The organism is Paenibacillus sp. J22R98, from assembly GCF_059383835.1.
Genome location: NZ_JBXENW010000006.1, coordinates 255,068 through 280,437 on the forward strand (window position 1 = coordinate 255,068; position 25,370 = coordinate 280,437).

21 protein-coding genes and 1 pseudogene are annotated in these 25,370 nt (G+C 49.3%); 9 read left to right on the forward strand and 13 right to left on the reverse strand.

Features of this window, described 5'->3' with window-relative positions:
• Window positions 1-24: 24 nt before the first annotated feature.
• The gene (locus AC50Y3_RS18750; RefSeq protein WP_494820246.1) at window positions 25-795 is read right to left on the reverse strand and encodes a DODA-type extradiol aromatic ring-opening family dioxygenase; all 771 of its coding nucleotides are present in this window, start codon (window positions 793-795) and stop codon (window positions 25-27) included.
• A 155-nt stretch (window positions 796-950) separates the two neighbouring features.
• Here AC50Y3_RS18750 and AC50Y3_RS18755 point away from each other — a divergent pair, with 155 nt between their 5' ends.
• From AC50Y3_RS18755 to AC50Y3_RS18770, 4 genes are all read left to right on the forward strand, one after another.
• Window positions 951-1,334, forward strand: a complete 384-nt coding sequence (locus AC50Y3_RS18755; RefSeq protein ID WP_494820382.1) for a winged helix-turn-helix transcriptional regulator — start codon at window positions 951-953, stop codon at window positions 1,332-1,334.
• 188 nt (window positions 1,335-1,522) lie between these two features.
• Entirely contained in the window at window positions 1,523-2,854 is a 1,332-nt protein-coding gene (locus AC50Y3_RS18760) for a spore germination protein (RefSeq protein WP_494820247.1), read from the forward strand.
• A complete protein-coding gene (locus AC50Y3_RS18765) occupies window positions 2,851-3,960 on the forward strand; it encodes a GerAB/ArcD/ProY family transporter (protein ID WP_494820248.1) in 1,110 nt (369 codons plus the stop codon). The genes AC50Y3_RS18760 and AC50Y3_RS18765 overlap by 4 nt, the downstream gene beginning before the upstream one ends.
• A complete protein-coding gene (locus tag AC50Y3_RS18770; protein ID WP_494820249.1) occupies window positions 3,957-5,063 on the forward strand; it encodes a Ger(x)C family spore germination protein in 1,107 nt (368 codons plus the stop codon). Before AC50Y3_RS18765 ends, AC50Y3_RS18770 begins: the two co-directional genes overlap by 4 nt.
• A gap of 71 nt (window positions 5,064-5,134) precedes the next feature.
• On the opposite strand, the gene AC50Y3_RS18775 is transcribed toward AC50Y3_RS18770, so the two are convergent.
• Complete coding sequence (locus AC50Y3_RS18775; RefSeq protein ID WP_494820250.1) at window positions 5,135-6,031, reverse strand: phytanoyl-CoA dioxygenase family protein; 897 nt, start codon at window positions 6,029-6,031, stop codon at window positions 5,135-5,137.
• Between the two features lie 176 nt (window positions 6,032-6,207).
• Here AC50Y3_RS18775 and AC50Y3_RS18780 point away from each other — a divergent pair, with 176 nt between their 5' ends.
• Both AC50Y3_RS18780 and AC50Y3_RS18785 read left to right on the forward strand, forming a co-directional pair.
• Window positions 6,208-7,101 carry a helix-turn-helix transcriptional regulator gene (locus AC50Y3_RS18780; protein ID WP_494820251.1) on the forward strand — a complete coding sequence of 298 codons (894 nt, stop codon included), beginning with the start codon at window positions 6,208-6,210 and terminating at the stop codon, window positions 7,099-7,101.
• Between the two features lie 165 nt (window positions 7,102-7,266).
• The gene (locus tag AC50Y3_RS18785; protein ID WP_494820252.1) at window positions 7,267-8,073 is read left to right on the forward strand and encodes a sugar phosphate isomerase/epimerase family protein; all 807 of its coding nucleotides are present in this window, start codon (window positions 7,267-7,269) and stop codon (window positions 8,071-8,073) included.
• A gap of 325 nt (window positions 8,074-8,398) precedes the next feature.
• Here AC50Y3_RS18785 and AC50Y3_RS18790 read toward each other — a convergent pair whose 3' ends face one another.
• The 10 genes and pseudogenes from AC50Y3_RS18790 to AC50Y3_RS18835 all read right to left on the reverse strand — a co-directional run bounded on the left by AC50Y3_RS18790 (window position 8,399) and on the right by AC50Y3_RS18835 (window position 20,228).
• Window positions 8,399-9,910 (reverse strand): sulfatase family protein, encoded by a 1,512-nt coding sequence (locus AC50Y3_RS18790; RefSeq protein ID WP_494820253.1) that lies wholly within the window; start codon window positions 9,908-9,910, stop codon window positions 8,399-8,401.
• On the reverse strand, window positions 9,903-11,309 hold the full coding sequence (locus AC50Y3_RS18795) for a sulfatase (RefSeq protein WP_494820254.1): 1,407 nt from the start codon (window positions 11,307-11,309) through the stop codon (window positions 9,903-9,905). Before AC50Y3_RS18795 ends, AC50Y3_RS18790 begins: the two co-directional genes overlap by 8 nt.
• Window positions 11,310-11,371: 62 nt before the next feature.
• Window positions 11,372-12,298, reverse strand: coding sequence for a TauD/TfdA dioxygenase family protein (locus AC50Y3_RS18800; RefSeq protein ID WP_494820255.1), 927 nt, complete (start codon window positions 12,296-12,298; stop codon window positions 11,372-11,374).
• Between the two features lie 61 nt (window positions 12,299-12,359).
• Window positions 12,360-13,937, reverse strand: a complete 1,578-nt coding sequence (locus tag AC50Y3_RS18805; RefSeq protein ID WP_494820256.1) for an extracellular solute-binding protein — start codon at window positions 13,935-13,937, stop codon at window positions 12,360-12,362.
• A gap of 41 nt (window positions 13,938-13,978) precedes the next feature.
• Window positions 13,979-14,845 carry a carbohydrate ABC transporter permease gene (locus tag AC50Y3_RS18810; protein WP_494820257.1) on the reverse strand — a complete coding sequence of 289 codons (867 nt, stop codon included), beginning with the start codon at window positions 14,843-14,845 and terminating at the stop codon, window positions 13,979-13,981.
• A 15-nt stretch (window positions 14,846-14,860) separates the two neighbouring features.
• Window positions 14,861-15,835, reverse strand: a complete 975-nt coding sequence (locus AC50Y3_RS18815) for an ABC transporter permease (protein WP_494820258.1) — start codon at window positions 15,833-15,835, stop codon at window positions 14,861-14,863.
• A gap of 319 nt (window positions 15,836-16,154) precedes the next feature.
• Entirely contained in the window at window positions 16,155-16,604 is a 450-nt protein-coding gene (gene msrB / locus AC50Y3_RS18820; RefSeq protein WP_494820259.1) for a peptide-methionine (R)-S-oxide reductase MsrB, read from the reverse strand.
• On the reverse strand, window positions 16,601-17,083 hold the full coding sequence (gene msrA, locus AC50Y3_RS18825) for a peptide-methionine (S)-S-oxide reductase MsrA (RefSeq protein WP_494820260.1): 483 nt from the start codon (window positions 17,081-17,083) through the stop codon (window positions 16,601-16,603). Before msrA ends, msrB begins: the two co-directional genes overlap by 4 nt.
• A gap of 292 nt (window positions 17,084-17,375) precedes the next feature.
• Window positions 17,376-18,607 (reverse strand): annotated as a pseudogene (locus AC50Y3_RS18830) (alpha-L-fucosidase).
• Window positions 18,608-18,635: 28 nt separating this feature from the next.
• Window positions 18,636-20,228 (reverse strand): ATP-binding protein, encoded by a 1,593-nt coding sequence (locus tag AC50Y3_RS18835; protein WP_494820261.1) that lies wholly within the window; start codon window positions 20,226-20,228, stop codon window positions 18,636-18,638.
• A 154-nt stretch (window positions 20,229-20,382) separates the two neighbouring features.
• Between AC50Y3_RS18835 and AC50Y3_RS18840 the strand changes: the two genes are divergently transcribed.
• The 3 genes from AC50Y3_RS18840 to AC50Y3_RS18850 are packed head-to-tail and all read left to right on the forward strand — an operon-like array spanning window position 20,383 to window position 24,013.
• Window positions 20,383-21,822, forward strand: a complete 1,440-nt coding sequence (locus tag AC50Y3_RS18840) for a spore germination protein (RefSeq protein ID WP_494820262.1) — start codon at window positions 20,383-20,385, stop codon at window positions 21,820-21,822.
• A complete protein-coding gene (locus AC50Y3_RS18845; protein WP_494820263.1) occupies window positions 21,819-22,919 on the forward strand; it encodes a GerAB/ArcD/ProY family transporter in 1,101 nt (366 codons plus the stop codon). The genes AC50Y3_RS18840 and AC50Y3_RS18845 overlap by 4 nt, the downstream gene beginning before the upstream one ends.
• Window positions 22,916-24,013, forward strand: a complete 1,098-nt coding sequence (locus AC50Y3_RS18850) for a Ger(x)C family spore germination protein (protein WP_494820264.1) — start codon at window positions 22,916-22,918, stop codon at window positions 24,011-24,013. The genes AC50Y3_RS18845 and AC50Y3_RS18850 overlap by 4 nt, the downstream gene beginning before the upstream one ends.
• 323 nt (window positions 24,014-24,336) lie before the next feature.
• Here the strand turns inward: AC50Y3_RS18850 and AC50Y3_RS18855 are convergent, their stop codons facing one another.
• On the reverse strand, window positions 24,337-25,245 hold the full coding sequence (locus AC50Y3_RS18855; RefSeq protein ID WP_494820265.1) for a hypothetical protein: 909 nt from the start codon (window positions 25,243-25,245) through the stop codon (window positions 24,337-24,339).
• Window positions 25,246-25,370: the final 125 nt, after the last annotated feature.

The window sequence follows — 25,370 nt, forward strand, 5'->3', positions numbered from 1 at the left end:
CGACAAGTGGGCATTCCTTATTAACTAGAATTGATAGCTGAGATTGCTCATGGAGCCATATTTGATTGGCTCATCGAATAAGACCCGAGCTTGCTGTCCCGGTATTCCGCTCCCAAGCGCGATGAGCAAAGGTACGAAATGTTCGGCACGAGGTACTGCTTTCTTGGCATGCGGGGCTAATGTTTCATAGTTACTCAGTGCCTCGATATCTCTTGCCAGCACTTTCTCGGTAATCCAATCCGTGAATTCTACAGCCCATGCGCGAGGCGGAGCATCCATGTTCCGATCGAACTCATTGAAGTTGTGTGTCAAGAAGCCGCTGCCGATTACGAGGATGCCATCCTTCTCAAGGCCCTGCAGCGCTTCTCCAATCGCAATCTGCTGCCTGGCAGGCAAGAAAGCATTTACGGAAACAGGAACAATCGGAATATCGGCTTCCGGGTAAGCATGCCGCATAATCGGAAATACCCCATGGTCGAGGCCACGATATTTGCGCTGAACCGGAATGTTATGCTTGCGCAACCGCTCTTCCACAATGGACGCGACGATAGTAGACCCTCTTGCCGGATACTGTACCTGATAGTACTCGGGCGGAAAACCGTAATAATCGTATTCCATTTCATGGATGTCGTCCGTGGCCGCGATTGTTGTAATTTGGCTCTCGAAATGGGCGGAGAAAATAACGATCGCTTTGGGACGGACTGATTTACCGAAGCGATTCAAGAAAGCGGTAAATTCGGACTTCTCGAAAATCGTAAATGGCGAGCCATGCGCCAAAAAGACGGGCGAAAGCATATTGTGACCTCCTGAGTAGAGACATACCTACTCCCTTGAATGAATATAACTATAGGCTTATAATATATTCTAGCTGCATTTTCGGGAAGTAGGCACATTCACATAACCTAGTATCCAGAAAGTAACCATAGATAAACACTGGAGGAATTATAATGATGAACGATGGTGGGTGCAAGATCGAAACGGCGTTAGAAATTCTGGTCGGCAAATGGAAACCCGTTATACTCTTTCATCTTTTCGGCAACGGTACGATGAGATTTAGCGAGCTGCAGCGTGCCATGCCCGACATCTCCAAAAAAATGCTCACCTCGCAGCTCCGTGAACTGGAGTATCACGATATCGTTCACCGGGAGGTTTATCGCCAGATCCCCCCGAAAGTGGAATATTCCATTACCGAATACGGTGCCAAAATGACGCCATTACTTCAAGCGATCGGCAATTGGGGACTGGAGCATGTCCAGCATTTGAATGAGATGTATGGCGCTGACCGCGCGGTAGAGATATTCGAAACGAAAGAGAACAAACTAGCAGGCAAGTGAGCCGCAGCAACAAAAACAAAAACAGTCCTGACCATCAAGAACACTTGATGATCAGGACTGTTTTTATTCCGGGTCTCGTGAAGCCTAACGATATCCGCACGGCTGATGAAGCCGGCCTTTTCGATTTCCATTCATCGCATGTTTTTCCCGAATTTGGACACTATAACATAGTGAAGGAGTGGCGACCATTGGCAACCATTACAATCGCTTCGATTCAAGAGGCTCTTTTTCATACCGATGATCTAGTCGTGCGCGAACTGAATATAGGCGAATCTAAAGCCGTACTTATCTATCTGGAAACGATGTGCGAGGCCGCCAAAATCGAACTCAGCCTGTTCAAACAGCTGCGGCGTGAAACGGCAGATGGGAACACCTTGCCGCCTCTAGAAGAACTGCTTACCGCAACCAAAGTAGATCTTTGCCCCACTATTCAGAAAGCTGTTGACGATCTCATTCACGGCCGCGCCCTGATCTGCCAGGAAGAAGCGAATCGCTGCTACAGCTTTGATGTCAGCAAGCAATACAGGCGCTCTCCCACAGAGCCTGAGAATGAACGCTCCTTGGCCGGCAATCGGGACGGTTTCGTGGAGCATCTGCAAAGCAATTTAAATTTGATTCGTAAGCATCTGTCCACCGGAGAGCTTAGAGTGCGTTATTTTATGCTTGGTAAGAAGGCGAATCGGCGGGTTGCTTTGGTGTGGCTCGATGGAACCGCCGACAAGAGCATGGTCGATGAAGCTGCTAAACGCATTTCCGCCTTGACATCCACGCACGACTTGCATCCCGGTCTTCTTCGCAAGCTGTTGCGTGAGAACAAATTCTCCATTTTCCCGCAAATTTTCAATACGGAAAGGGTCGATTTTGCTTCAGCCCTGTTGGCTCGCGGAAGGATCGGCGTGCTTTGCGATCAAAGCAGTTCCTGCCTGATTCTTCCTGTTTCTATCTATACCTTCATGCTGACGGTGGACGACCTGATCCAAGGCACGTGGCCGTCGATGCTCATGCGCATAGTAAGGGTTGTCGGATTGATGTTCGGCCTCCTTCTGCCCAGCCTTTACATCTCGCTTGTCGGCTTTAATTATGAAGTCCTGCCGTTCAAAATGGCGTTCAGCATCAAAAGTTCCCTGGAGAGCGTTCCCTACCCTCCGATCTTTGAAACGATGCTCATGATTTTCATATTCCAGCTCATTGCCGAAGCCACGCTGCGTCTACCCTCAGCGCTCGCCCAAATGACGGGTATCGTCGGCGGTATCATTATCAGCGAGTCGCTCGTTCAAATCGGGTTCGTGTCGAATATTCTAATCGTGGTTATTGCGTTGACGACCATTAGTAAATTTACCATACCGTCTATGGAGCTCCGATCGACCACGACGATTGCGCAGTTTATCCTTATTTTCGGTGCAACTGTCCTGGGCTTTTACGGTATTGCGTTCGCGTTTATCGGCGTCCTGATCCACGCCCTTGCCATGGAACCTTTCGGCGTTCCTTACTGTCTGCCGGTTAGGAGCATCAAGCGATGAAGACTTCAAATCTCCCGATCGGTCCCATCCAACTATTCTGCCTGCTGTTCCAAGCCCAGTTCGGCCTAGGCGTCTTATCTCTTCCACATGCGGTCGATGCCGATGCCGGACAAGACGGTTGGATTGCCTGCCTTTTCTGCGGTTTAATTAATTTGATTCTATTGCTCGTGATTTGGAAACTAAGCAAACAGAACAGGAGCCTAACCGTATTCCAGATGCTGCGACAGCGGCTTGGCCCTTGGATAGGCGGATTATTCAACTTGGCCATAGCCGCATACTCCATTACCGTAAGCTATGAAACCCTTGCGAATTGGGTCTTCATCTCGAATCTTTGGGCTTACGAGAATACTCCCGCATGGTTGCTGTCACTGCTGCTGGTTGGGGGATGCGCCTTTCTCGTTTCGCATCCGGTCCGTGTTTTCGCCCGTTTCGCCGTATTCGCCATGGCGTTCGTCCCGCTGTTCATCGCGCTAATCTGTTACACGCTTAAGGACGCAAATCTGGATTATATATTGCCGGTTTTTTCGATGGGGCTAGCGAAAATCAGCCTTGGAGCGTGGAATGGGATGATGTCGTATGCCGGCATCGGCATTCTGATGGTACTGTCTCCTCATATTCAGATGCCGTCCAAATCGGTTCTTCGCATTGCCATAACAGCCAATATCGCGATCACAGCCGTTTATATGCTCTGTGCATTCTCGACCACGGCCATCTTCAGTACCGAGATGATTGGCTTTATCCGCGAACCGTTATTATTTCAATTCAAAACGGTTTCGTTCAAGATCATGGAGCGAACAGATCTCATGGTACAGACCATATGGATTCTGTTTATCATGACTTCCTTATCCACCTATCTGCTGCTGTTCATGTCCGCGGTGACAGCGCTGGCCAATGCCCGGAAAGGAGTAAGACTTCCCGCTCTGCTTGTGGTTGCCCTTGTCTTAATTGGGGTAGGTGCGTGGAAGCTGAATGTCTCGCAATTATCGAAGCTGCAGGACATCATCGCTCTTTACGTGCCGACGGCGGCGATCGGGATGGTTTTGATGATGCTCATAATGGTTTATCTACACAAATGGCTATCAGGTAGGAAGGGGGCTCGAGCATGAAGCCGCAGTCCGAAAGAACCTTCCTCTTGCTCCTCCTCCTGCCCTTATTAACCGGGTGCTGGGACAGTCGCGAATTGAAGGAGATCCGAATCGAACAGGCTGAAGCCTTCGACTTACTCGATAACGGCAACATTCGCTTCACGATTAACATTCCAACCATTAAGTCCGCCATTCAATCCAAATCCTCCATCGTCTCGCCAAGCTTTTCTGGGGATGGAAGAACCGTCAATGAAGCCTACCTGGAAATGAAAAAGGCGGTTTCGCAGGAGTTAGACTTTGGTAAAGCTCGCGTGATTCTAATCAATAAGCGATTCGCAAAGAAAGGTTTCTACCCTGCGCTGGAATCATACTACCGGGAAGCCCGCAGCCCGATCAATGTCAAGATGGCTATCGTGAACGATTCCGCAGGGCTAGTCTTGAAGATGAAAGTCGCGGATCGCTTAATGATCAGCGATTACCTTTACGATTTGCTTCAGAGCAGCGAAGAGAACGGCTTGATTCCAAAAGTTTCGCCGTATCTCATTTCTTCCTTGTTCACCAATAGCGGTACCGACGCCGTGCTCCCGATCATTAATCCACTAGGAAAAGACCGTGTAAAACTAGAGGGACTCGCGCTCATGCATGGGAAGCGGATGACCGGAGAGTTGGACGACAAAACATCCGCGAATTTCGTCATGCTTTCCAAATTCAATCCCGAATACTTCACTGTCACGGAATACATCAATACGCTAAAAGCCAATGTTTCCCTATTTATGTCCCGTGATAAGCGGGACATAACCGTCGCGACCGATAAGGGTACCGTCAAGGCCGTCATCAGCGCCGATTTCACATGCAATCTGGTGGAAATCCCCAAAATGGTTCACACGGATGAGGAGATGCTGAAGAAGGTTGCATCAGAACTGGAGAAACTGTTGAACGATAAAGCGAAGGAAGTCATCAAGCAACTTCAGCAAGCCAATTGCGATGCCTTGGGCATCGGACTTCACATCAAAGCGCATCATAACCGCTATTGGAAATCCATCGCGTGGGACGACGTCTATCCCGAGATAGATATTGAACCCCGCATTAAAGTCAGCATCGAAAAGAGCGGGATCATGGAGTAGAGCACATTAAGGCGATCTCTCTCCGTTGTATTCCGGAAAGCGATCGCCGCTCGTTTCTCTCAAGGTTTAACTTAAATCGACCATTCCTTTCGTGCTTCTTCCATCGTCTTCGACTTTTCTTTGCCCCACGCATAATGGCCCTTCGGCTTAACGCCTACCCAGCGCTCATCAACGGGCTCAGAGCGAAGCTGATAGCGCGTATCGGAGCTGATTCGGAATCTGTTGGTCGTATTATTGACTGAGCCGTGCAGCAGGAACATACCGAAAATAATGATGTCGCCAGCCTCAAATGGCGTCGTTGCCCATTGGCCGCCGAACTTGTCCACGCATTCGATCGGATCTTTGGAGATCCAGCCAAGCTCGATATTGTCACGATCGACATCCATTTGTCCGTAAGTCGCTTTAATTTTCTCGAAGTTTTGCGATCCTAGGCAGATCGATAGCGGTCCCTGCTCGTATGGAACATCGCCCAGCGGCGTCCACATCGTATACACTTGTTTGGTGCCGCGTCCCATGTAGACAATGTCGTAATGGGCTCCGGTAAAGTCGCCGTTCCCTACCGCGCGCGGCCATTTGTAATCGTAGGTCATCGCTTCCCCGCCGAGCAGTCGATGGAAGAAGCTCATCACTTTCTCGCCGTTAACAAGATGATAGAACGCTATCATGTTCGCATCTTCCTCATTTACGGCGCCGCCGAACATCGCGCCTTTCGCGCCTGCAGCAATAACACCTTCTTCAATCAGGAAGCTGGCATCCAATTTATCCATGTCATGAAGCTTGTGCAAGATTCCGCTGCGCGCCTTCATAACATCCTCGCGATCATGGAAACCGCGAATAAGCAAATAGCCATCCTCTTCCAGGCGTTGTCTCAAAGCATCTATATCGTGCAGCAAATCGTTCGCACTGCGAAGCTCCGTCAAATATTTGCTGCCCATCTCGAGTTCCGCATTTCCCATCATGATTTTCATTGGTAATCCTCCCGAATGAGTGGTTTCTTCTTGATAACCGAATCATAACACCCGATATCGCAGCCAACCATTCAGAACGGTATGGATTTGTTGCATAAATGTAGTCTATAATTAATCGTACTCCGCAAATACTGATATATTTGTAGGAAAACCATCTCTAACAGAGGTCGATTACGATGGATCATATGTTTCAATTGCCTGATTTGTACAATGCCATACGCATTCCCGGTATCGAATACGCCAAACAAGAAGCCGGATGGTCGTACCCCGATCATCGGCATCCTTTCTTCGAATTCCTGTTCTGCATATCCGGCGAGATAGAGCAATGGGTCAACGGCCGGCTGTATCATCTGTATCCGGGAGATGCGATTATCATCCAATCGGAAATGCTTCATCGTACCGAAACCCGAGTAGCTTGCAGCTATTTCGATTTTCATTTTGAAGTCGAAATCAATGCCATCAATATGATCTTTCAACTCACCTCCGATCCCGTATTCCGCTGCGAATCGCATGGAAATCTTTCGGAATGGGTGACACAGTTCATTACTCGTTTCGGTGAGCACATGCAGCAGATGATGGCTCGCGATGATAAGAAATTGTCGATCATAGACGAAATGGCTGCCTCCGTTAAGCAGCTGCAGATTCATTCCAGCATTTTGGATTTTATCGGGAACCTGGCATCCGAGCTTATTTCCACGCAAAATCACCAGCTCCCCGCTTCCGGCATTAAGCCTTCGCAGATGAAGCTTGCACGGGAGGCAGCCTATTGGATGGAATATCATCTCCATACGCCGATGAACATTTCGACTCTATCGACACAATTGAATGTTCACCGGACCTACTTGCATGAATGCTTCAAGCTCGTCTACGGGATTTCACCTTCTGTGTACCTGCAGCGCATCCGAATTCGCGAGGCCAAAAAAATGCTGCAAAACCAGTCGATCAGCGTAGAAGAAATCGCTCATTCCTTGTTTTATTCTTCGACCAGCCATTTCAGCCATGCGTTTCGGACGGCTATGGGCGTCTCACCTCAGCAATTCCGTCATTTCAATAGCAACACTACCGAGTAAACGAACCAAGCAAACCAGCCCTCTATGGTGCTGCCAATGGCTTGGTTCTTTTTTATCTACAAATATATAAACATGCAGGACGATTAGAAATGGTGCGGTACGCGGACTGATGCTACCATGAAACGATATAGAAGCTATAAATACACATAAAGGAGCACATCACCGATGAGCATTCAATTGTTTAAATCGCTATGGGGCATGGAGCATTTGTCCTATCGGGAAAGTATTGAGCAGATCGCAGCAGCCGGTTACGATGGCGTGGAGACGACACTTCCTGCTCCTGAGCATACGAATGAATTTATGGAGCTGCTGCAGGAGCATCAATTGGATTTCATTGCCCTTATCGGCTCAAGCGGCGCGACAGTCAGCGCTCATGAAGAGGTATTTGCCGCCGGAATAGAGAGAGCAGCAGCATTCCGCCCGCTGCTCGCGATTTCCCATAGTGCCAGGGATTGCTGGTCCTTTGAGGATCAAGTCCGCTTCTTCCGTTCGGCGCTTCGCGCAGAGCAGTCTGCCGGTGTACGCGTTGGGCACGAAACGCATCGTCACCGCGCCATGTATACGCCTTGGAGCACAGCCAAGCTGCTCCAAGAGCTACCGGATTTGCGCATTACGGCGGATTTCAGCCATTGGTGCTGTGTCTGTGAAACGTTGCTCGAGGATCAAGCAGAGGCACTGAGGATCGCCTTTGATCATACGATTCATATCCACGCACGCGTCGGCTACGCGCAGGGACCGCAAGTCCCCCATCCTGCCGCCCCTGAGTATGCGCTTGAACTGCAGAGGCATGAAATGTGGTGGAACAGCATTCTCGCACAGCGAGAGAAGCATGGATTCACATCAACAACCGTGACCCCGGAATTCGGGCCGCCCGGGTATATGCATACGCTCCCCTTCACCCGCCAGCCGGTGTCCGATTTATGGGACACTTGCCTTTGGATGGGGGAGCGATTGCGGACAACATTTAAATAAACATATAGCAGAGCACCCCGGCATTTCCCGGAGTGCTCTGCTGCTGAGAGTCGCAATTTCGAACTCTCAGCACTTAAACCAACCATGATCCTCAAGCGATGGTTGCTGAGAGTGCGAAAAACGGACTCTCAGCACCGAAAAAAAATCATAAATAAAGCTGAGAGTTCCAAAATCGAACTCTCAGCACTCAAACCAACCATGATCCCTAAGCGATGGCTGCTGAGAGTGCGAAAAACGGACTCTCAGCACCGAAAAAAAACATAAATAAAGCTGAGAGTTCCAAAATCGAACTCTCAGCTCTCAATACCAAAAGAAATAGAACTTACTAAGCATGAGCAATCCGCGGCATACACAGCGGTTCCTGCTCCAATCCTGCCCAGGCATACTTGAGCAGCAGCTTCGATTTGATCTCCGCGTAATCCGGATTATCCCATCTGTTATGCCGTTCCTCCGGGTCTTCGGCCAGATCGAAGAGCTCCCCGTATTCTTGCTTGTAATAAACCGTAAGCTTATAGCGTTCGTTCACGTAAGTCTTCAGATGAATGGTCGTCGGCTCATGGTGGTTCTCGCACAGAATATGATCCCTCGCGGCGGACTCCAGACCGTTCCATACCTGAGATTGATCCTTCCCAGACATCGAATAAGGCACCTGAAGCCCGGCATATCGGAGAAAAGTTGGCGCATAGTCCACTAAGGATTGCATGGCGTTGTTCACTGCACCCGCAGGAACCTGTCCCGGGAAACGGGCCAGCATCGGTACGCGGATGAGATCCTCATAATGGAATGGCCCCTTTGCCGTCAAGCCGTGATGGCCATAGAAATGGCCGTGATCGGACGTGAACACGACCAGCGTATTCTCCGTAAGTCCAAGCTCATCCAGCTTGTCGAGAATGCGCCCGATATATTTATCCATTAAGCTCGTCATGGCGTAGTAGATTGCAATATCCTTCCGAAGCTCGCCTTCGTCATGCCTGTGCGAATGCATGCCATGGATACCGAAGCCCGTTTCTTTATAGCTGCTGAAATCCGGATTCTCCTCCTGCACCATCCGGAAATGCGGCGGGTTAGCCTCATGCTCATGGGCTGCAGCCCTCGGAACCGTCAGCTTGTCGGGGTCGTACATCGTATCCCAAGGCTCCGGAACAAGATAGGGCGGATGTGGATCGAAGAAACTGGACCATAGGAAGAACGGCGTGTCCTCCTGTTTGTACTGCTCTAACAGAGCATTCGTCCGTTCCGCAATCCAAGTATCGTAATGGTACTGCTCCGGAATGTCCCATTTGTGGGCAACTGACTTATCCATCGTACCGGTCGGACCTACGAAGTAATCTCTCCAGTTCGAACAGCCCTGCTCCTCCAGCCAAATGGCATAATGCTGGCCGACGTGAGCTTCGTTCGCGTGGTTTCGGGCCAGCTCCACATGGCGGAAACCGTAATAAGTCTCATCGAACGCTTTCCAGAAATCCAAATCCTGAAGCACCGGATAGGATTCCAGGGAAACATACTCCGGCGTAGAAATGAGCGGCTGGAAGTGCGCTTTCCCTACCAAAGCCGTTGCATACCCGGCCTCGAGGAAATCCTCACCGACCGTATGTACCTTCTCGGACAGCTTCGTTCCCAAGGTCCATGCCCCATGCTGGCTTGGATAAAGCCCTGTGATTAGGGAGCTTCGCGTCGGTGTACATGTCGGGTTCGGGCAGTAAGCCCTCGTGAAGGTGGTGCCCTCTCGGACCAGACGGTCCAGATTCGGCGTGGAAATCTCGGGGTTAAATGCCCCAATGGTATTCCAGTGCTGCTGATCGCTGGTAATTAGCATGATATTAGGCCTTCTAACCATAAACTGCGGCTCCTCCTTCAGGATTCTTCTCGGGAATGATGGCATGAATCTGCTCTCGCCAGCGGTGAAGCTTCTGACGCAGCCGTTCGGTCCGTTCAGGATGCTGCTCTGCAATATTGTGCTCTTCCGATAGATCGGTTCTTAAGTTGTACAGCTCCATACGCCCGTCTTCGAAAAACTCGATGAGCTTGTAATCGCCCTCTCTCACCGACGACCCCGGCGTTCCCCCTTGATTGCCATAGTGGGGGTAATGCCAGAATATGGCCTCCCGGCTTAGGCTCTCCTCGCCTTTGAGTACGGGAACTAAACTTACGCCGTCCCGATGCTGCTCTCTCAGCAGGTCCAGCCCCGCCATCTCCAGCAGCGTCGGATAGAAATCCGGGCTCGTTACCGGCTCCTCACTGACGCTGCCCGCCTTCGTGACGCCGGGCCAACGGATAATGAGAGGCTCCCGCACGCCGCCTTCGTACATCCAGCCTTTGCCTTCTTGAAGGGGACTATTGCAGGTGGGCGAACCTTCGGCTGTTGCCAGACCGCCATTATCGGAAGTAAACACGATAACGGTGTTATCGAGCTGGCCCGTTTCGTCCAAGGCGTCTAGCAATCGACCGATATTCCAATCGAGATTATAAATCATCGCCGCGTATGCAGGGTCCGACTGCACGATGCGCCTCTGTACCCGCAAATGTTTCTTGTGTTCGCACGGGAAGGGCTCTCCTTCCACGAACGCTTCCACACGATCCAGTCCGAGTGCTTTGGCCTTTTCCGCAAAACGCTTGGTGAGCTTCGCACTGACCTCAATCGGGATGTGCACGGCATAATGCCATAAATTCAGAAAGAACGGCGTCCCATCATTTTGCCGGATCAGCGCTATTGCCTCATCCGTAAGCCTGTCAGTTAAATATTCGCCGTTAGGCCCTTCCTCGAGCGTCTCAATGCCATACGGGCTAAAAAAGCCATTCATCGGCATTCCCCAGCTGCAGCCGCCGATATTGACATCGAAACCGTGTCGGTCCGGATAATGCTCACGTCCGCCGAGATGCCATTTGCCCACATGCCATGTCTGGTAGCCTTGTTCCTTCAATGTGGCTGCCACGCTTTTCTCCTGCAGCGGAAGATGCCGGATGTAAGGGGCATCGATTAGTTTCCCTGTCGTATGGCCGCCGATCCAGTTGGTCACGCCAACATGCGCCGGATATTTACCGCTCATGATGCTTGCCCGAGTGGGCGAACAGACCGGAGCGGCGGCGTAAGCGTCGGTAAATCGCACCCCCTCTGCGGCAAGCCGGTCCAAGTTAGGCGTTTCATAGAAGATGCTACCATAGCATCCGAGGTCCATCCAGCCCATGTCGTCGATTAATATAAACAGCAGATTTGGCTTCCCCTTCGAATAGCTCACCTTTGTTCTTCCCCCAATCTTAGAATATGGAAGAGAGCCCGCGACACCCGCGGGCTCTTCTCTTAATAAGGCCGATCGCCTACAATGGCCACCCGCTCCGCTACGCGGCGGTTCGGGAAATAGTCGGAATTCGCGTAATGCTGCGTGGCGCGATTGTCCCAGAACGCAATGGAGTTCGCTTCCCAGCGGAAGCGGACTTGAAATTCGGGCAACTGCGAATGGCGGAATAAATACGACAGGAGCGATTCGCTTTCATCCGCTTCCAGATCCACGATCCGCACCGTAAAGTTCGGATTGACGAACAGCGTTTTTCGTCCCGTTTCAGGGTGGGTGCGTACGACCGGATGCTCGGCTGCCGGGAACTCCTCCTGCTTGAGCAGCAATTCCTCGGGAGGAAGATTCACCCCGAAGACATGAGTGAAATCGTGAATCGCCGTAAGTCCGTCGATTCGCTGCTTCACGTCATCAGGCAGATTATCATAAGCAGCCGCTTGATCCGACCACAGCGTATCTCCTCCCAGTGGCGGGACCTCCGTCAGGCGAAGGACCGATCCAAGCGCAGGCGTCAGCCTCCAGCTGACGTCCGAATGCCAGTTGTTCTCATGTCCGGGCTTTTTATCATTCTTCGCGAAGCGAACGACCTCATTGGAACTGCCTTGAGGCAGGAAAGGATGGGTTTCCAGCTCCCCCCATAGACGGGCGAACGCTTGCTGCTGCTCGCTGGTAATGTCCTGATCACGGAAGAAAATCACTTTCCATTCCAGCAAGGCACGGTTCAGCTCCTTCTGCAGCTCCGGCGAAACAGGATTGCGCAGGTCGACTCCTTCGATTTCCGCGCCGATTAGCGGACCGTAAGGCTTTACGCGAAACAGCGTATACGGCTGCTCTTCTACTCCTTCCGGCAGTCGGTTAATAATACGAGGGCCGCCTTTAAGACCTCGGTCCGGAATTTGCCGCGGACGTTCCTCAGTCGTAATCGTTTTAGCCATAGCACATTCTCCTCACTATTCGTCGTATAGTTGAAATGATTGCAATTGCCACTTTCTCCGTTTATTTGCCGGCACCTTGCTTCTTGTACTCCTCGTTGATTTCCTTCAGGATGTCATCGCCGCCCGCTTGACGCCATTCTTTGTCGAGCTCTTCGATCCCCTTATCCACGTCAAGCTTGCCGTTCAACAGGTTTACGAAATATTGGTTATACACTTCATTAACCGCTTTTCCATATTCAATCTCAGAATCCGTCCTGCGGGTAATGAGATTCGGCACAAAATATTGCGATGCGATTTTGACCGATTCTATGGCGCGATCGATGTTCTTCTCCGTCTGCGGCAAGTAGTTCTCGTCGATTGGCCAAGTCACGTTCCCCCATGCAAGCGGATGACTCCAGCCGTTCGGAGCAAAACCGTCTTTCTCACGTTCAGCCTCGTTGTAAGTAATTTTATCTCCTTGCTTCGTGTAGTGGACCCCTTCAATGCCGAGCTGCAGCAGCTCGCGGCCTTCCTTGGACAGCATGAACTCGATGAACTCGGCCGCTTTCTCAGGATTCTTGGCCTTATTGGTGACAGCTGTGAACAATGCCGTCTTCGGACGCGTAGCCATGCCTTGTTTACCATCAGGTCCTGCCGGCGGTGCTGCGAAACCGAGCTTCCCATCGGGATTGACCTGCTGCAGGCTGCCTTCGATGCGGCTCACGTGGCGGAATAACGGACCATCCATCACGCCTGCCTTGCTTTGGAAAAACTTTTGTTCCTTAGTCGGCCGGTCGTAAATGATATATTCCGGATCGATCAGCTTCTCCTCGTACCATTTCCGCAGCTCCAGAATCCCTTTCTTGTAGGCAGGATCTTCGAACCGCGGAATGACTTCTCCTTTATCGTTCAAGGCATAGTCAGCGTATGGCAGTCCGTACGCATATAGAACAAAATCGAATGCGGTGAGTGCGTCCCCGGGAACCGGCTTGTTCGTGATAAAACCGAAGGTGTCGGCCTTGCCGTTGCCATCCGGGTCTTTCTCTACGATGGCTTTCAGCGTGCTGTGAAACTCATCTAACGTTTTCGGATACGGCAGGTTCAGCTTATCCAGCCAATCCTGGCGAAATTGAACGGTGTAATTCGACTTTTCCATGCCGCTCACGAAGGGATACCCGTAATATTTTCCGTCTACGGCCGTCCATTGCAAACCGTTGTCGAGCTTGGCTTTAAGTGTAGGGGTTTTGTCGAAATAATCATTCAGCGGAACCAGAATGCCTTCTTTGATCCACTGGGAAACGGATGAGGACGGATACTGCGTGGTCACGACATCGGGAAGATCCCCGCTTGCAATCGCCACGTTAATTTTGTCATACGAAAACTCCGGTGATATCTTGATCGTCAGCTTGATGTTCAGACGCTTATTAATCTCGGCAATAATGCGATCGTTCGGCACCAGCGGCTTTGCTCCTTGGTCGCCGGTGGTCAAATAAACGAGTTCGTACGGTTCTTCCGTAGCGGAACCGGAATTGGTACCGGAGCCATTCGTACTCGCTTCGGTGGAGTCCGGCTTATTCGAGCAGCCCGCCGTTATGATCAGTGCCGCTGTCGCTAGGCCGATCACCCATTTTTTCATTTTCAATCCTTTCCCATATCCCATTTCTCTTTCCTCCCATTTGATCATTTTTTATAGTGAAGGAGTTACTCCTTGACCCCGCCAATCAATATGCCATTGATAAAATACTTCTGGAAAAAAGGGTAAATGAGCATAACCGGAATGGAAGCTGCCATAACCGTCGCCATCTTGATGGAGGGCCCAAGGAGGAATAGACTGTCGCCGCCTCCCGAGTAGGACGATTCATTCTCGAACAGCATGCTTCGCAAGAACAGCTGCAAGGGCCAAAGCTCCTTGTCGCTGATGAAGAATATCGCGTTGAAGAAATCATTCCACCGGGTTACGGCATAGAAGAGCGTGATGGTGGAAATCGCCGGCAAGGATAATGGAATTACAATCTTAAACAGGATCCCCAGGTCGTTACTGCCATCGATCTTGGCTGCTTCAACCAAACCATCCGGCATCGAAGAGAAGAAGCTTTTCATAATAATCAGGTTGTAAGTATTGAGAGCACTCGGGATGATCAGCGCCCAGACGGAGTTCATCATGCCGAGGTCTTTAACCAATAGATAGGTGGGAATAATACCGCCGCTGAACATCATCGTAAATACGAGAAGAAACATGATCACGCGCTGCCCCTTAAGTCCGGGCCTCGAAAGCGCATAGGCCGCCAGCACCGTGAGGATCATATTAAGCGCGGTCCCCACAACCGTGATGAACAGCGTCACGCCGTAAGACTTCCATAATTCATTCATCGAGAACAAGTACGTATAAGCTTCGAACGTGATCTGCTTGGGGAAGAGATGAATGCTGGAACCGAGGTACTCCTCCAGCGGAATGACGGATACGACGAGCGTATCCCAGAATGGATACACCGTAACGATGGCTACGATAGCCAGAAATACGATATTGAACGAGTTGAATAGCTTCCCTGCCCTGCTGGTATAATGCATAGTCCACCTCCCGTATCAGTAAACACCCTGTTCTCCCAGCTTCCTGGAAAGCCAATTTGCTATAACGAGCAGAGCAAAATTGATCAGGGATTTAAACAATCCTACCGCTGCTGCAAGACTGAACCTTCCATCCGTTAAGCCGATTCGGTAGACATACGTATCGATAATATCCGAGACGCGGTATACACCCGGATTATAGAGCACGAAGATTTGCTCGAAGCCGGCTTCCATAATACCGCCCAGCCGAAGAATGAGAATCAGCACAATGGTACTTCGGATCAGCGGAAGCGTGAGATACACAAGCCGCTGCAACCGATTAGCCCCGTCGATGACCGCCGCTTCGTACAGATGCGGGCTGATTCCGGACAAAGCTGCCATGTAGATGATCGTGTTCCAGCCGAACTCTTTCCAAATCATCGAGAATACAAGCGTGCTGCGAAAATAAGATTCATCGCTCAAAAATCCGATAGGCGTGCCCCCAAACAGCTTAATCAAGTTATTGACGATGCCGCTGTCCGTGGAAAGCAAATTAATCAGAATGCCGCCAAGAATAACCCAGGAAATAAAGTGAGGCAGGTAAATGATCGTCTGTATCGTCTGTTTGAACGCCTTCACCCTGACCTCGTTCAATAGCAGAGCCGCAATAATTGGTGCCGGAAATCCAAAGGTAAGCCGGTAAAGCGAAATGATCACCGTGTTCTTGATGACTTGCCAGAATTTATCCTGTGAGAACAAGTACTCGAAATGCTTCATGCCGGCCCAATCACTGCCCAAGATCCCTTTCATAATGCTGAAATCCTTGAAGGCAACGACCGCCCCATACATGGGGATGTAATGAAAAATCAAGTAATAGACGAGTGCCGGAACCAGCATCAAATACAGATATCGATTGAACCAGATGTACCTCAAAAGCTTTAATTTTCGCCTAATTGGCTTGGGAGGCAGAACTCTGGCCTCTTCCAGAGCGGCCTCGCCGTCAACGTATGCCATCCGTGAATGCTCCCTTACTATAAAATGAAGAAAGACACAACATAAGGCGCATGTTGTGTCTCCGGTTGAACGGTCGACTTCGTATTCATCTCATCCTGCAATCAAGTAAATGAGCAGCTTTAATCTCTGGTGATCCAGTCGTTTGCCGGACAAAAAAAGGAGACTCAGCGCCTAAGTAAGACGTGGTCTCCGGTTGTCCGGTTGATATTTTATTATTCCGATGAGATTACTTTGTTATTATGTGGTTATACTACCATGCCGTCATTTCAGCGTCAACCTTTTATTTCCTGAATTCTCCAAATGTACGCCTATCCACTCCTTATTCAAATAACGTGGCATAAGCGCCATAGCCTCTTTGTTCAAGATCCGCTTTCGGAATAAATACCATGGCGGCGGAGTTCATGCAGAAACGCAGTCCCGTTGATCGAGGTCCATCATTGAACACGTGGCCTAGGAAGGAATCCGCATGCTTGCTTCTGACTGCCGTGCCGAAAAAACCTTCTTTAAGCACAACGCTATTGGACTCCACAGGTTTTGTAAAACTAGGCCAGCCTGTCTGCGCATCGTATTTGTCCTTCGAGCTAAACAGCGGCTCACCGGAAACAATATCTACGTAGATCCCCTCTGTTGTGTTATTCCAGTATTCGTTATGAAACGGCGGCTCATCAGTACCCTTCTGAGTGACGTTATATTGGAGTTCAGTCAGCGATTTCAGCTTTTCCTTTTTGTTGAAGCTTCCGCTAAAGCCTTGCTTGGAGCTGATTGTCATTTTCCCAACCTCCAGACTTTGTTGACCAGACAAGCGATACCGTGTTTTTGGTAATAATCCTGATGTTCTTCCTCAGCCTTGTAGAACGTTGTCGCAGCGGCAATCTTCGTTACATTGCCAATACGTTTGTCGATGTACTTTCGGGATAATTCAGCCAGTTCCTTTTGTTCATGGCTTGTATAATAAATGGCGGACTCCGCAGGGTTCGTGTTTTTCCAGAAATGTTCCAGCAGCTCGTTATACGTAATCTCATCCGGATTATAATGCACCTCGATCGCTTCGAGATGGTCCGTTGCGTGAGATACAACTTGTTGGTATGTCGGGTTTTTCATTAATCCGCCCGTATACCCGGCATACACCGTTGAGACACCTTCAAGCTTTTGAAAAGCATCTTCCATGTGCCAGAAGCAGCCACCTGCAAAAACAGCGGTTTCTAAAGGCTGATTCATTTGTACATTGTCGATCTTCTTATCATTCATCCGAAACCCTCCCGTAATCTGTAGGTGCATGAAAGCAGCGACTTGAACGCCTACAATGTAACTATCTAAATTAATTTAACTGGTTACATTTGATACTATATCATGATCCAAAACAGATAGCAAGTAACTATTTAGATTATTTTTGACGGTTACAAATAAAACGAAAACAAGTCCTGTTTCGGGAACGACAAAAAGCCGCCAAAACAATCGGCGGCTCTCGACACATACTTTATTGATGATGGTCACAACCTATCCTTAATTAGAACGAACAAGTCACGATACGTTCTGCAAATCAAGAAATTACCGCAACCCGCACAACAAAGTTATCTCCGTATGGATAGCCTGTTGCATGGAAACATAACAGACCGGACGCCGCATCATGCGTGAAAGCTAACTCTTCATCGTTATCGAACCAACGCACGCTGGAAACATGGCCGGTAACGTTCGTAAACACTCTGGGTCCGGTTCCACCAACCGCGGTTGTCACGTTCGCATGGCCGTCAATCGTTAAATCATGCACAAACAGATAATTGGTTCCCTCATCCGTTTCCAGCGCGAAGTCATGTCCTTGGCCTTTAATCGGGCTCGGTTTTCCTTCATAGATGAGACTGCCATGCATCTCAATCCAATCTCCGATGACCTCAAGCGTAGCTTCCTGCAGCTTCGATATTCCCCCACCGGCCTGAGGACCGACATTGAGCAAGTAATTCGCGCCTACCTTGCGGCAGGCAAGCAGATTCGTGATGAGCTCGCCTGTTGATTTATTAGAGAAATCATGGCGTCCGAAGCCCCAATGCCCGTTAATGGTTTGGCACATCTCGGCGGAAACGTACTTGCTCATCCCTTCGCGGTTCATCGGTTCAGGACGTCCCTGCTCGAAGGTCACGCTGTCTACCTCAGGATGCCCAATCTCTCCGCGAAGATCCAAACCTGTATTGTTAATAATCATCGCTTCCGGCTGTAAGCGGTGGATCGTTCCGTATAATTCATCGAGCTTCCAATCGGCATCCGGCTTACTCCAATTCCCGTCAAACCAGAAGCCGCCGATCGGTCCGTAATGCATACACAGTACCTCAACGGATGAGCGCAAATATTCTAGGTAGCTGTCGAAATCGTCATTAAAGCTCGGCTGGTACCAATCCAAAGTGGTATGGTAGAAGAATGGCGTAATGCCCTCTTCCCTGCAATCAAATCCCTCTTTGCCGCGCTGTGCGGCGCATCATAATCCGATAATCCGCGCGTGTCATACAGCGAGAATCCGTCATGGTGTCTTGTAGTCAAGACGATATAATTCATGCCGGCCCGCTTGGCTGTCTTCGCTATATGCCGTGCATCGAAATCGCCGGCGGTAAACGTAGCTTTCAATGCAGCGTACTCTTCCATCGGAATTTTCCGCAGATGCTGCACCCATTCTCCCTGACCAAGCTGGGAATAAAGCCCCCAATGAATAAACATACCGAAAGCCTGCTTCTCGAACTTCGCCACTCGCGGTGAAGGAATCGGCATTGCCATAATCGGAAACATCTCCTCTAGTATTTTATTTTGTTATCGATTATTCGGTTTCTATCGAAGCGGCAGGCAGCATGATGGCAAATACCGTCCCCGCTGCGCTCGTCTCCGCCACTTCCATTCGTCCGCCATGATCTTGAACTATCTTATGGGATATGGACAAACCAAGCCCCGTCCCGTGAGCTTTTGTCGTATAGAAAGGTTCAAACAGCTTTGCTCTTGTATCTGCGGACATCCCTTTTCCCGTGTCAGACAATTCGATGATTACGCCGTTCTCTCTTCCGTAAATCTTAACGCCGATTTTCCCGATATCGTCCATCGCGTCAATTGCGTTTTTGAACAAATTAACGAGTACCTGCACGATTTTGTCTTTGTCTATCAACACATATAAGGGAGGTTCGGGATAATCGACACTGAGGTCATGCCCTTCTCTCTCGATTTCCGTGCCCATGATGGAGAGCGCCCTTTCCATGCAGGAGCGGATCGATTCGGTTTTCATTTGGGAGAGATTAGGTTTGGAGAATTGCAGAAACTCGGACGTCAGCTCGCTCACCCTCGTAATTTCATCCATGATCATCGGGTGGTATTTATCGATATCCTTATAGCCGTGCTGATAGGCCAGCTGCAGAAATCCTTTTATCGTGGTCAGAGGGTTACGAATTTCGTGGGCCATTCCCGCCGCCAGCTCGCCAATTACCTTTAACTTGTCCGAACGGAAGAAATGCTCATCTCTTTTCAACCAAGCCTCTTTCTTCTGAAGAAACAGCTGATCTTCTACATCCTCGATCGTTTCATCCGTCGAGCGTCCATTTGAAAAAGCATACGCGTAAATGATATCTAAATGGGTTGAATGTTCGATTATGGTTTCGATGACATGCTTCACGTAATCTTCAGTAGCTTGTTGATTGGCAAACTCCATCGCGATTGCGAATTCACTCCCGCCGTAACGGGATACGCTCGAAGAACCGAAATGTACAGTTAACTGCCCCGCAATATCCTTCAGCCCATTGTTGGCTTTCTCAAACCCATGCTGGATGTTGACGACTCTCAAATCCTGACAGTTCATAATGATTAAGCAATATTCGCTGCGCTCTTTCATTCGGTTTAATTCATGACGAAATTCATGGTAATTAAGCAGCCCGGTAAGAACATCCCTTCGCAATAGTTCATCGTTCTTTTTCTGTAGGTCCTCTTTTTCCTTTTGTTTGCTTTTTATGATCCAAATCATGGCCACAAGGACTAATGAGCTTGCAATGTCAGATAACGTAACTAACACGGAGTACTCATTAATTTCCGAATATGTATATCGCACCAGACTGTATAACCCCATCAATAGAAGAGCATGGTAGTAACTCCGTTTCATATTTTCACTGCGTGTTAGAAGTCTTATGAGTTCGATCACATAGAGAGTCAAGCACCAATTCAGCTCGCTCAACCAATGAAAAACAATTAAGCATGCCAATTGGATGTAGATTTGCTTGGTAGAATTCCGCATGAGATTAATGGATAGGAACACGGCAATACCCGCAACAATCATGAACAGGGGGTAGTTCGTCCGCTCTAAATAGATGGATGAAAACGAAATAATCCCGAGTAGAACAGGAAGCAATATCTTAAACAGAATGCTGTTCGCCATATTCATGCCCCCCTTGCGCCCGTTGTTAATTTTTCCCTATTACGAGTTAATTCGATAAACAAGGCGAAATACCCTTTCGCAAATCCTGTCGATTGTATACTTTTACCACTTGTAGGTGAAATTATGGAAAAAAGATGCGTGAGGAGGAGAATTCGTGAAGTTAAGCCCGTCCGTTGAAGATACCGAGAACTATCTTAAGCAGCTCTTCGCCGAACAAAGCGACTTTCAATCGAAGCGGTTGTTCATCGGGGAATCGGAGTTTCGGTTGTTTTATTTCGATACGTTAATTGATTCCGGCGTCGTTCAAGAATTTATACTGAAACCGTTGCTCCTCCGTCCGCAGGATAAGATTCAGGATGTCGTGTCCATTCTCGATTATGCCGAAACCGAGCAATTCGAGGATGCGGTTCAAGCGATCATATATGGCAAAACCGTGATGCAGCGTAATGGAGAGGACAAGCTTTATCTGCTCGGCGCGGATCTCAAGAAGGAGCGCTCCATCAATATTCCGACCAACGAGCGGGTTCTTCGCGGCGCGAACGAAGCGTTCATTGAGAATTTAGATACGAATCTGAACCTGATGCGCAAGCTGATCAACTCTACGGACTTTATCGTCAAAACCTATACGCTGGGACGGATTTCACAGACAAAAGTAGCCGTTATGTACATCAAATCCATTGCGAAACCTGCGATTATTGAAGAGCTGGACAGAAGACTTCAAAGCATTGACATCGACTATGTCGAAGTGCCGGGATTCCTCGATGAGTTGGTCCGGGATACGAAATACAGCGTATTTCCTCAACTGCTCATTACGGAAAGGCCTGACCGCGCACGGGCGTATCTCATGGAAGGCAAGGTCGTTGTTGCTGGCGCCGGATCACCGGATACCCTTATTTTACCGGTATCATTCTGGTCGTTCTTCCAAAGTGCGGACGATTATCAAATTGGCTGGTTACTGGGCTCCATCTTTCGACTCTTACGCATTTGCTGCTTCTTTATTGCCATTGGTTTGCCCGGCCTATATGTCGCGGTCAGTGCCTTTAATTCGCAGCTGCTGCCGATCAATTTCGTCAATACGCTGCAGAGCTCATTGAAATATGTCACTTTCCCTCCGGTATTCGAAGCGCTTGCCATGATGCTCTTGCTCGAAATATTAAGAGAAGCGACGATCCGTCTGGCAAGTCCTGTTGGCCAAACCATCGGCGTCGTAGGCGGTATCGTGATCGGGACCGTTGTCGTGCAATCCAATCTGGTATCTAATACGATGGTCATCGTTGCGGCTTTAACAGGCTTGGCCTCCTTTATCGTGCCATCGTACGAAATGAGCAGCGCGATGCGTCTGCTTAGTTATCCGGCACTGCTCATATCTGCTCAGTTCGGCTTGTTTGGGCTGGCATTCTTCTTCTTCTTGATTTGTATCCACCTCTGTCACTTGGAAACGATGGGCCACCCTTACTACACGCCTCCGTTTACCTTTGGCGATGCCAAAGATACATTGATTCGAGCGCCGATTTGGAATTTACGTAAAAGGCCTGCTGATACGGCGCCGGGTAACCCGATCAGGTTGCGGAATCCAAGGGGATGGAAACGATGATGAAAGAAGAAGCCATCAGCGGAAGACAGCTGTTCACGCTCATCTTTATGGCCCAGATTGGGCTTGAAGTACTGTCCATGCCGCATGTGGAAGCAAGTATTGCCGGACATGATTCTTGGATAGCCGTATTGCTGTCCGGGCTGACTGCACAGATCGGCATCATACTGATTTGGTGGCTGGGCAGCCGATATCCGAAGCGGAATTTCTTTGCTTATTCATCTTCCATTATCGGCAAACCGCTCGGAGCTTGCGTCAATTTTATATATGGATGTTACTACACGCTTTCCGGCTATTTGCTGATCATGCTTTATGTCGAGATTTTGAGTCGCTGGCTGTTTATACTCACCCCGAAATGGGTGCTGATTCTGATGCTGCTGATCCTCACCGGTTATGCGGCGACTTCCTCGCTGCTGAAGCTCGCAAATCTCACTCAATCTTTCATGCTCCTTCCTCTCATAGGTTTTCTGCTCATTGGTTTTAGCGGGCTCTACGGGATGGACGTAAGAAACCTGTTGCCCGTTCTGCCGGGCGGCTGGTCTCCGGTCATGAAAGGCGTGTACACCGCATTCACCGCCTATGTCGGCTATGATCTGCTGCTTTACGCTTACCCGTACGTTAAGACGAAGAGCAAGAAAAAGCTGCTTCTTTCGATGACGCTCGCGAACGCTTGCACAATCCTCTATTATGTGGCAGTCTCACTGATCTGCTCCACGATGTTCAGCTTAAAGCAGCTTACACTTATTCCTGAGCCGATCGTTTTTATCCTCAAGAACTATCGGATTGAGATTTTGCAAAGCATAGATATCTTGTTTCTAATCTTCTATTTGTTCATCGCTTCGGATACGGTGTATGTATATTTCTTCATGGCAGCGAAAGCTTTTATGCATCTTCGCGGACGAGGCTTGGGCAAGCAGAAGATCTGGATCTTGGTTATAACAGGCGCATGTTTCATCGGGAGCTTCCTCCTGAAGAGAAGCAGCGCGATTAACCAGCTCGCAACGATACAGGACCAACTGTCCGTCATCATGCTCTTTGCTTTGCCTGTCATTCTGCTCATTATCTCCGGGTTGCGGGGCGTTGGAAGGGGCAAAATATGAAGAGAGGGATTACTTCACTGATGATCTGCCTGCTGCTTACAGGTTGCTGGGATCAGGTGCGGCTGAAGAAGCAGCTATTCGTCGATGTTGTAGGAGTGGATTACGTCGGGGACAGCAAGAAACTCAATGTGAGCTACATTATTGCTACGCTTAAAGAGGCTAATCTTGGAGGGGGCAAACCATCCGGAATATATGTAAGCTCAACAGGCGACAGCCTCTATGATGCCGTAAGGCAAACCAACCAGACAATGCCGGGCGTCCTTACTGTTCAAGAGACCAGACTGTATCTCATAACCTCGCGCTTTGCCAAAGATCAACCGCTTAACTATTTGAATGCCACCGGCCAATTCATAACCAATCCGTTATATGCCTATTTAGCCGTGTATAACGGCGACCTGTCGAAGCTATTGTCGAAGAAGAAAATCAAAGAGCAAATCGTACCGGAATATTTGGTTGGTTTATTGGACGATCAACTGAGACGTGGAAGAATTCCTTCCAACAAACTGCTTCGCTATATCCTTGGAGGTGAGGGGTTCGTAAACGACTTCGCTCTGAATATGTTCGAACCCAGCGGGGACGAGGTGCGTCTTGCCGGTACCGCCTTGTTTCGCGACGGGAAGTATACCGGGGTTAATTTGAATAACGAGGAAACGCTATTAGCTTGCCTCATGCATGAAGCTTCGGGAAAAAACCAGCCGCTCATCGGGCATATCGAAGGTAAGGTATATACGGTTTTCGTTCGGAACGTGAAGCACGATCTCCATGTGATTCACAATGAGAAAGACATTCGCGAGATTGACATCTCGCTCAAGCTCGACGTCACACTAGTCGAAGATGGCTTTAACGATAAGAAACATACAAACAAGATGCTCGCAGATCTGGAGAAAGCAATCGCCGCGGATCTCACCTCGAAGGCAGCTACTATCATTGCCACATTGCAAAAGGCAAATTGCGATTACTTTCAGCTTAGTCATCAGGTGGCAGCCTATCATCCGAACCTGTATACAGGGATGAATTTTCGGGAGCAGTATCCGAAGCTCACCATTAAGCCAATCGTTAAGGTTAAGATTCTGAACACCGGCGTTCTGGGGTAGCACAAGTAAGTCTGCAGCTGTTGAAGCTGCAGACTTATTTTCGTGATTTTGTTCCCTTTAAGCGCCAAATCCAGTTACAGCCATTGTCGACCGGATTTCGGGTCGGTCGGGTCGGTCTTCTTGATTCTAATGAATCGTGGAGGCCTTATTGGGCATGCTTTCGACTCTTCGAGAATCTAACGAATCGTAGAGGTCTTATATAGGAAAAATCGGCTCCAAAATACGCGTAAAACATCAAATAGGGCCGCTACGATTCGTTAGCATTTTTTCAGCGCAATTTCAGGGCAATTAAGACCTGTACGATTCGTTAGAGATTACCGCCTTCAAATTCTTCGAACCATTCTCGTATAAGAGATTTCTCCATTGGCTTGTTTGCTGGAAACAAGAAACGCACCGACTCCACGAAGATACTCGAATTGGGCGTTTGTGTAATGGGATCCATACCAAAGTCGTTCCAGCGGCGCATCCTCAATTTCCATCGCGCATTTCGCCCAAAACGTTCTCCACCAATGATCGTGAACCTCCCGAACGGAAGCTATCGATGCTTGATTTGCTCTTGCCACATATTTAATCGCTTCTTGCAAACCGTCATCCGAATCACGATTGGTCCGCGCGGATAAGACAATAACGGCTGGACGTCTCTCCCGCAGAATGAATGCATTGCCTGTATCCGTCAAAGCATGTACGGCTAGGCAGTCTTGATTAGGCCGGTTCGGATCCCACGCCGAATATTGCCGGGAAACCCAGTCGACCCGGTTTGCCAGCCCTTGCTGCGTAACCGATTCGTCACAGGCATGCGCCCATAACTCGATGTCAACCGCAACCGGACTACCTTCGCATGAGAGCTCCACGACCAATATATTGTCCATAGCCGCCACCCATGTGCGCATGGTTACAATCGTCGACCTCGAGTTGAAAATCGATAGTATTTCTGACTCGTACAATCGTTGCTCACAGTAGTACGAGCTGTCATTCAAGGCAGGAATACAGATATCCATGCCCCCCACCAAACAAGAACTTCCGCCGGGAGTCATTCGTTTCGACTTCAGCAAATCGTTGTGGGATACCCAGAATCGCTGTCGCTCCGGCTCGCCGCTGACAACGACGCGCACATCTCCGTTCCCAATGATTGGCCCGTCGACGACGGGGTCATCCGGCACTTGCTGTGGAGGTCGGTCAAATACAACTTTGTATCGAGAACCCTTGTCTTCCGCCTTCAACCAGCTGCGCATTGTGATCTGCTCCTCTATCTGTGCACTGCTTCTCTGATGTGATGGAGACTGATTGTGTTAAGATTTTATCTAATTATAGTGATGAAGCTCAGTCCTGTATAATACTTAAATCGTTATATGTTATA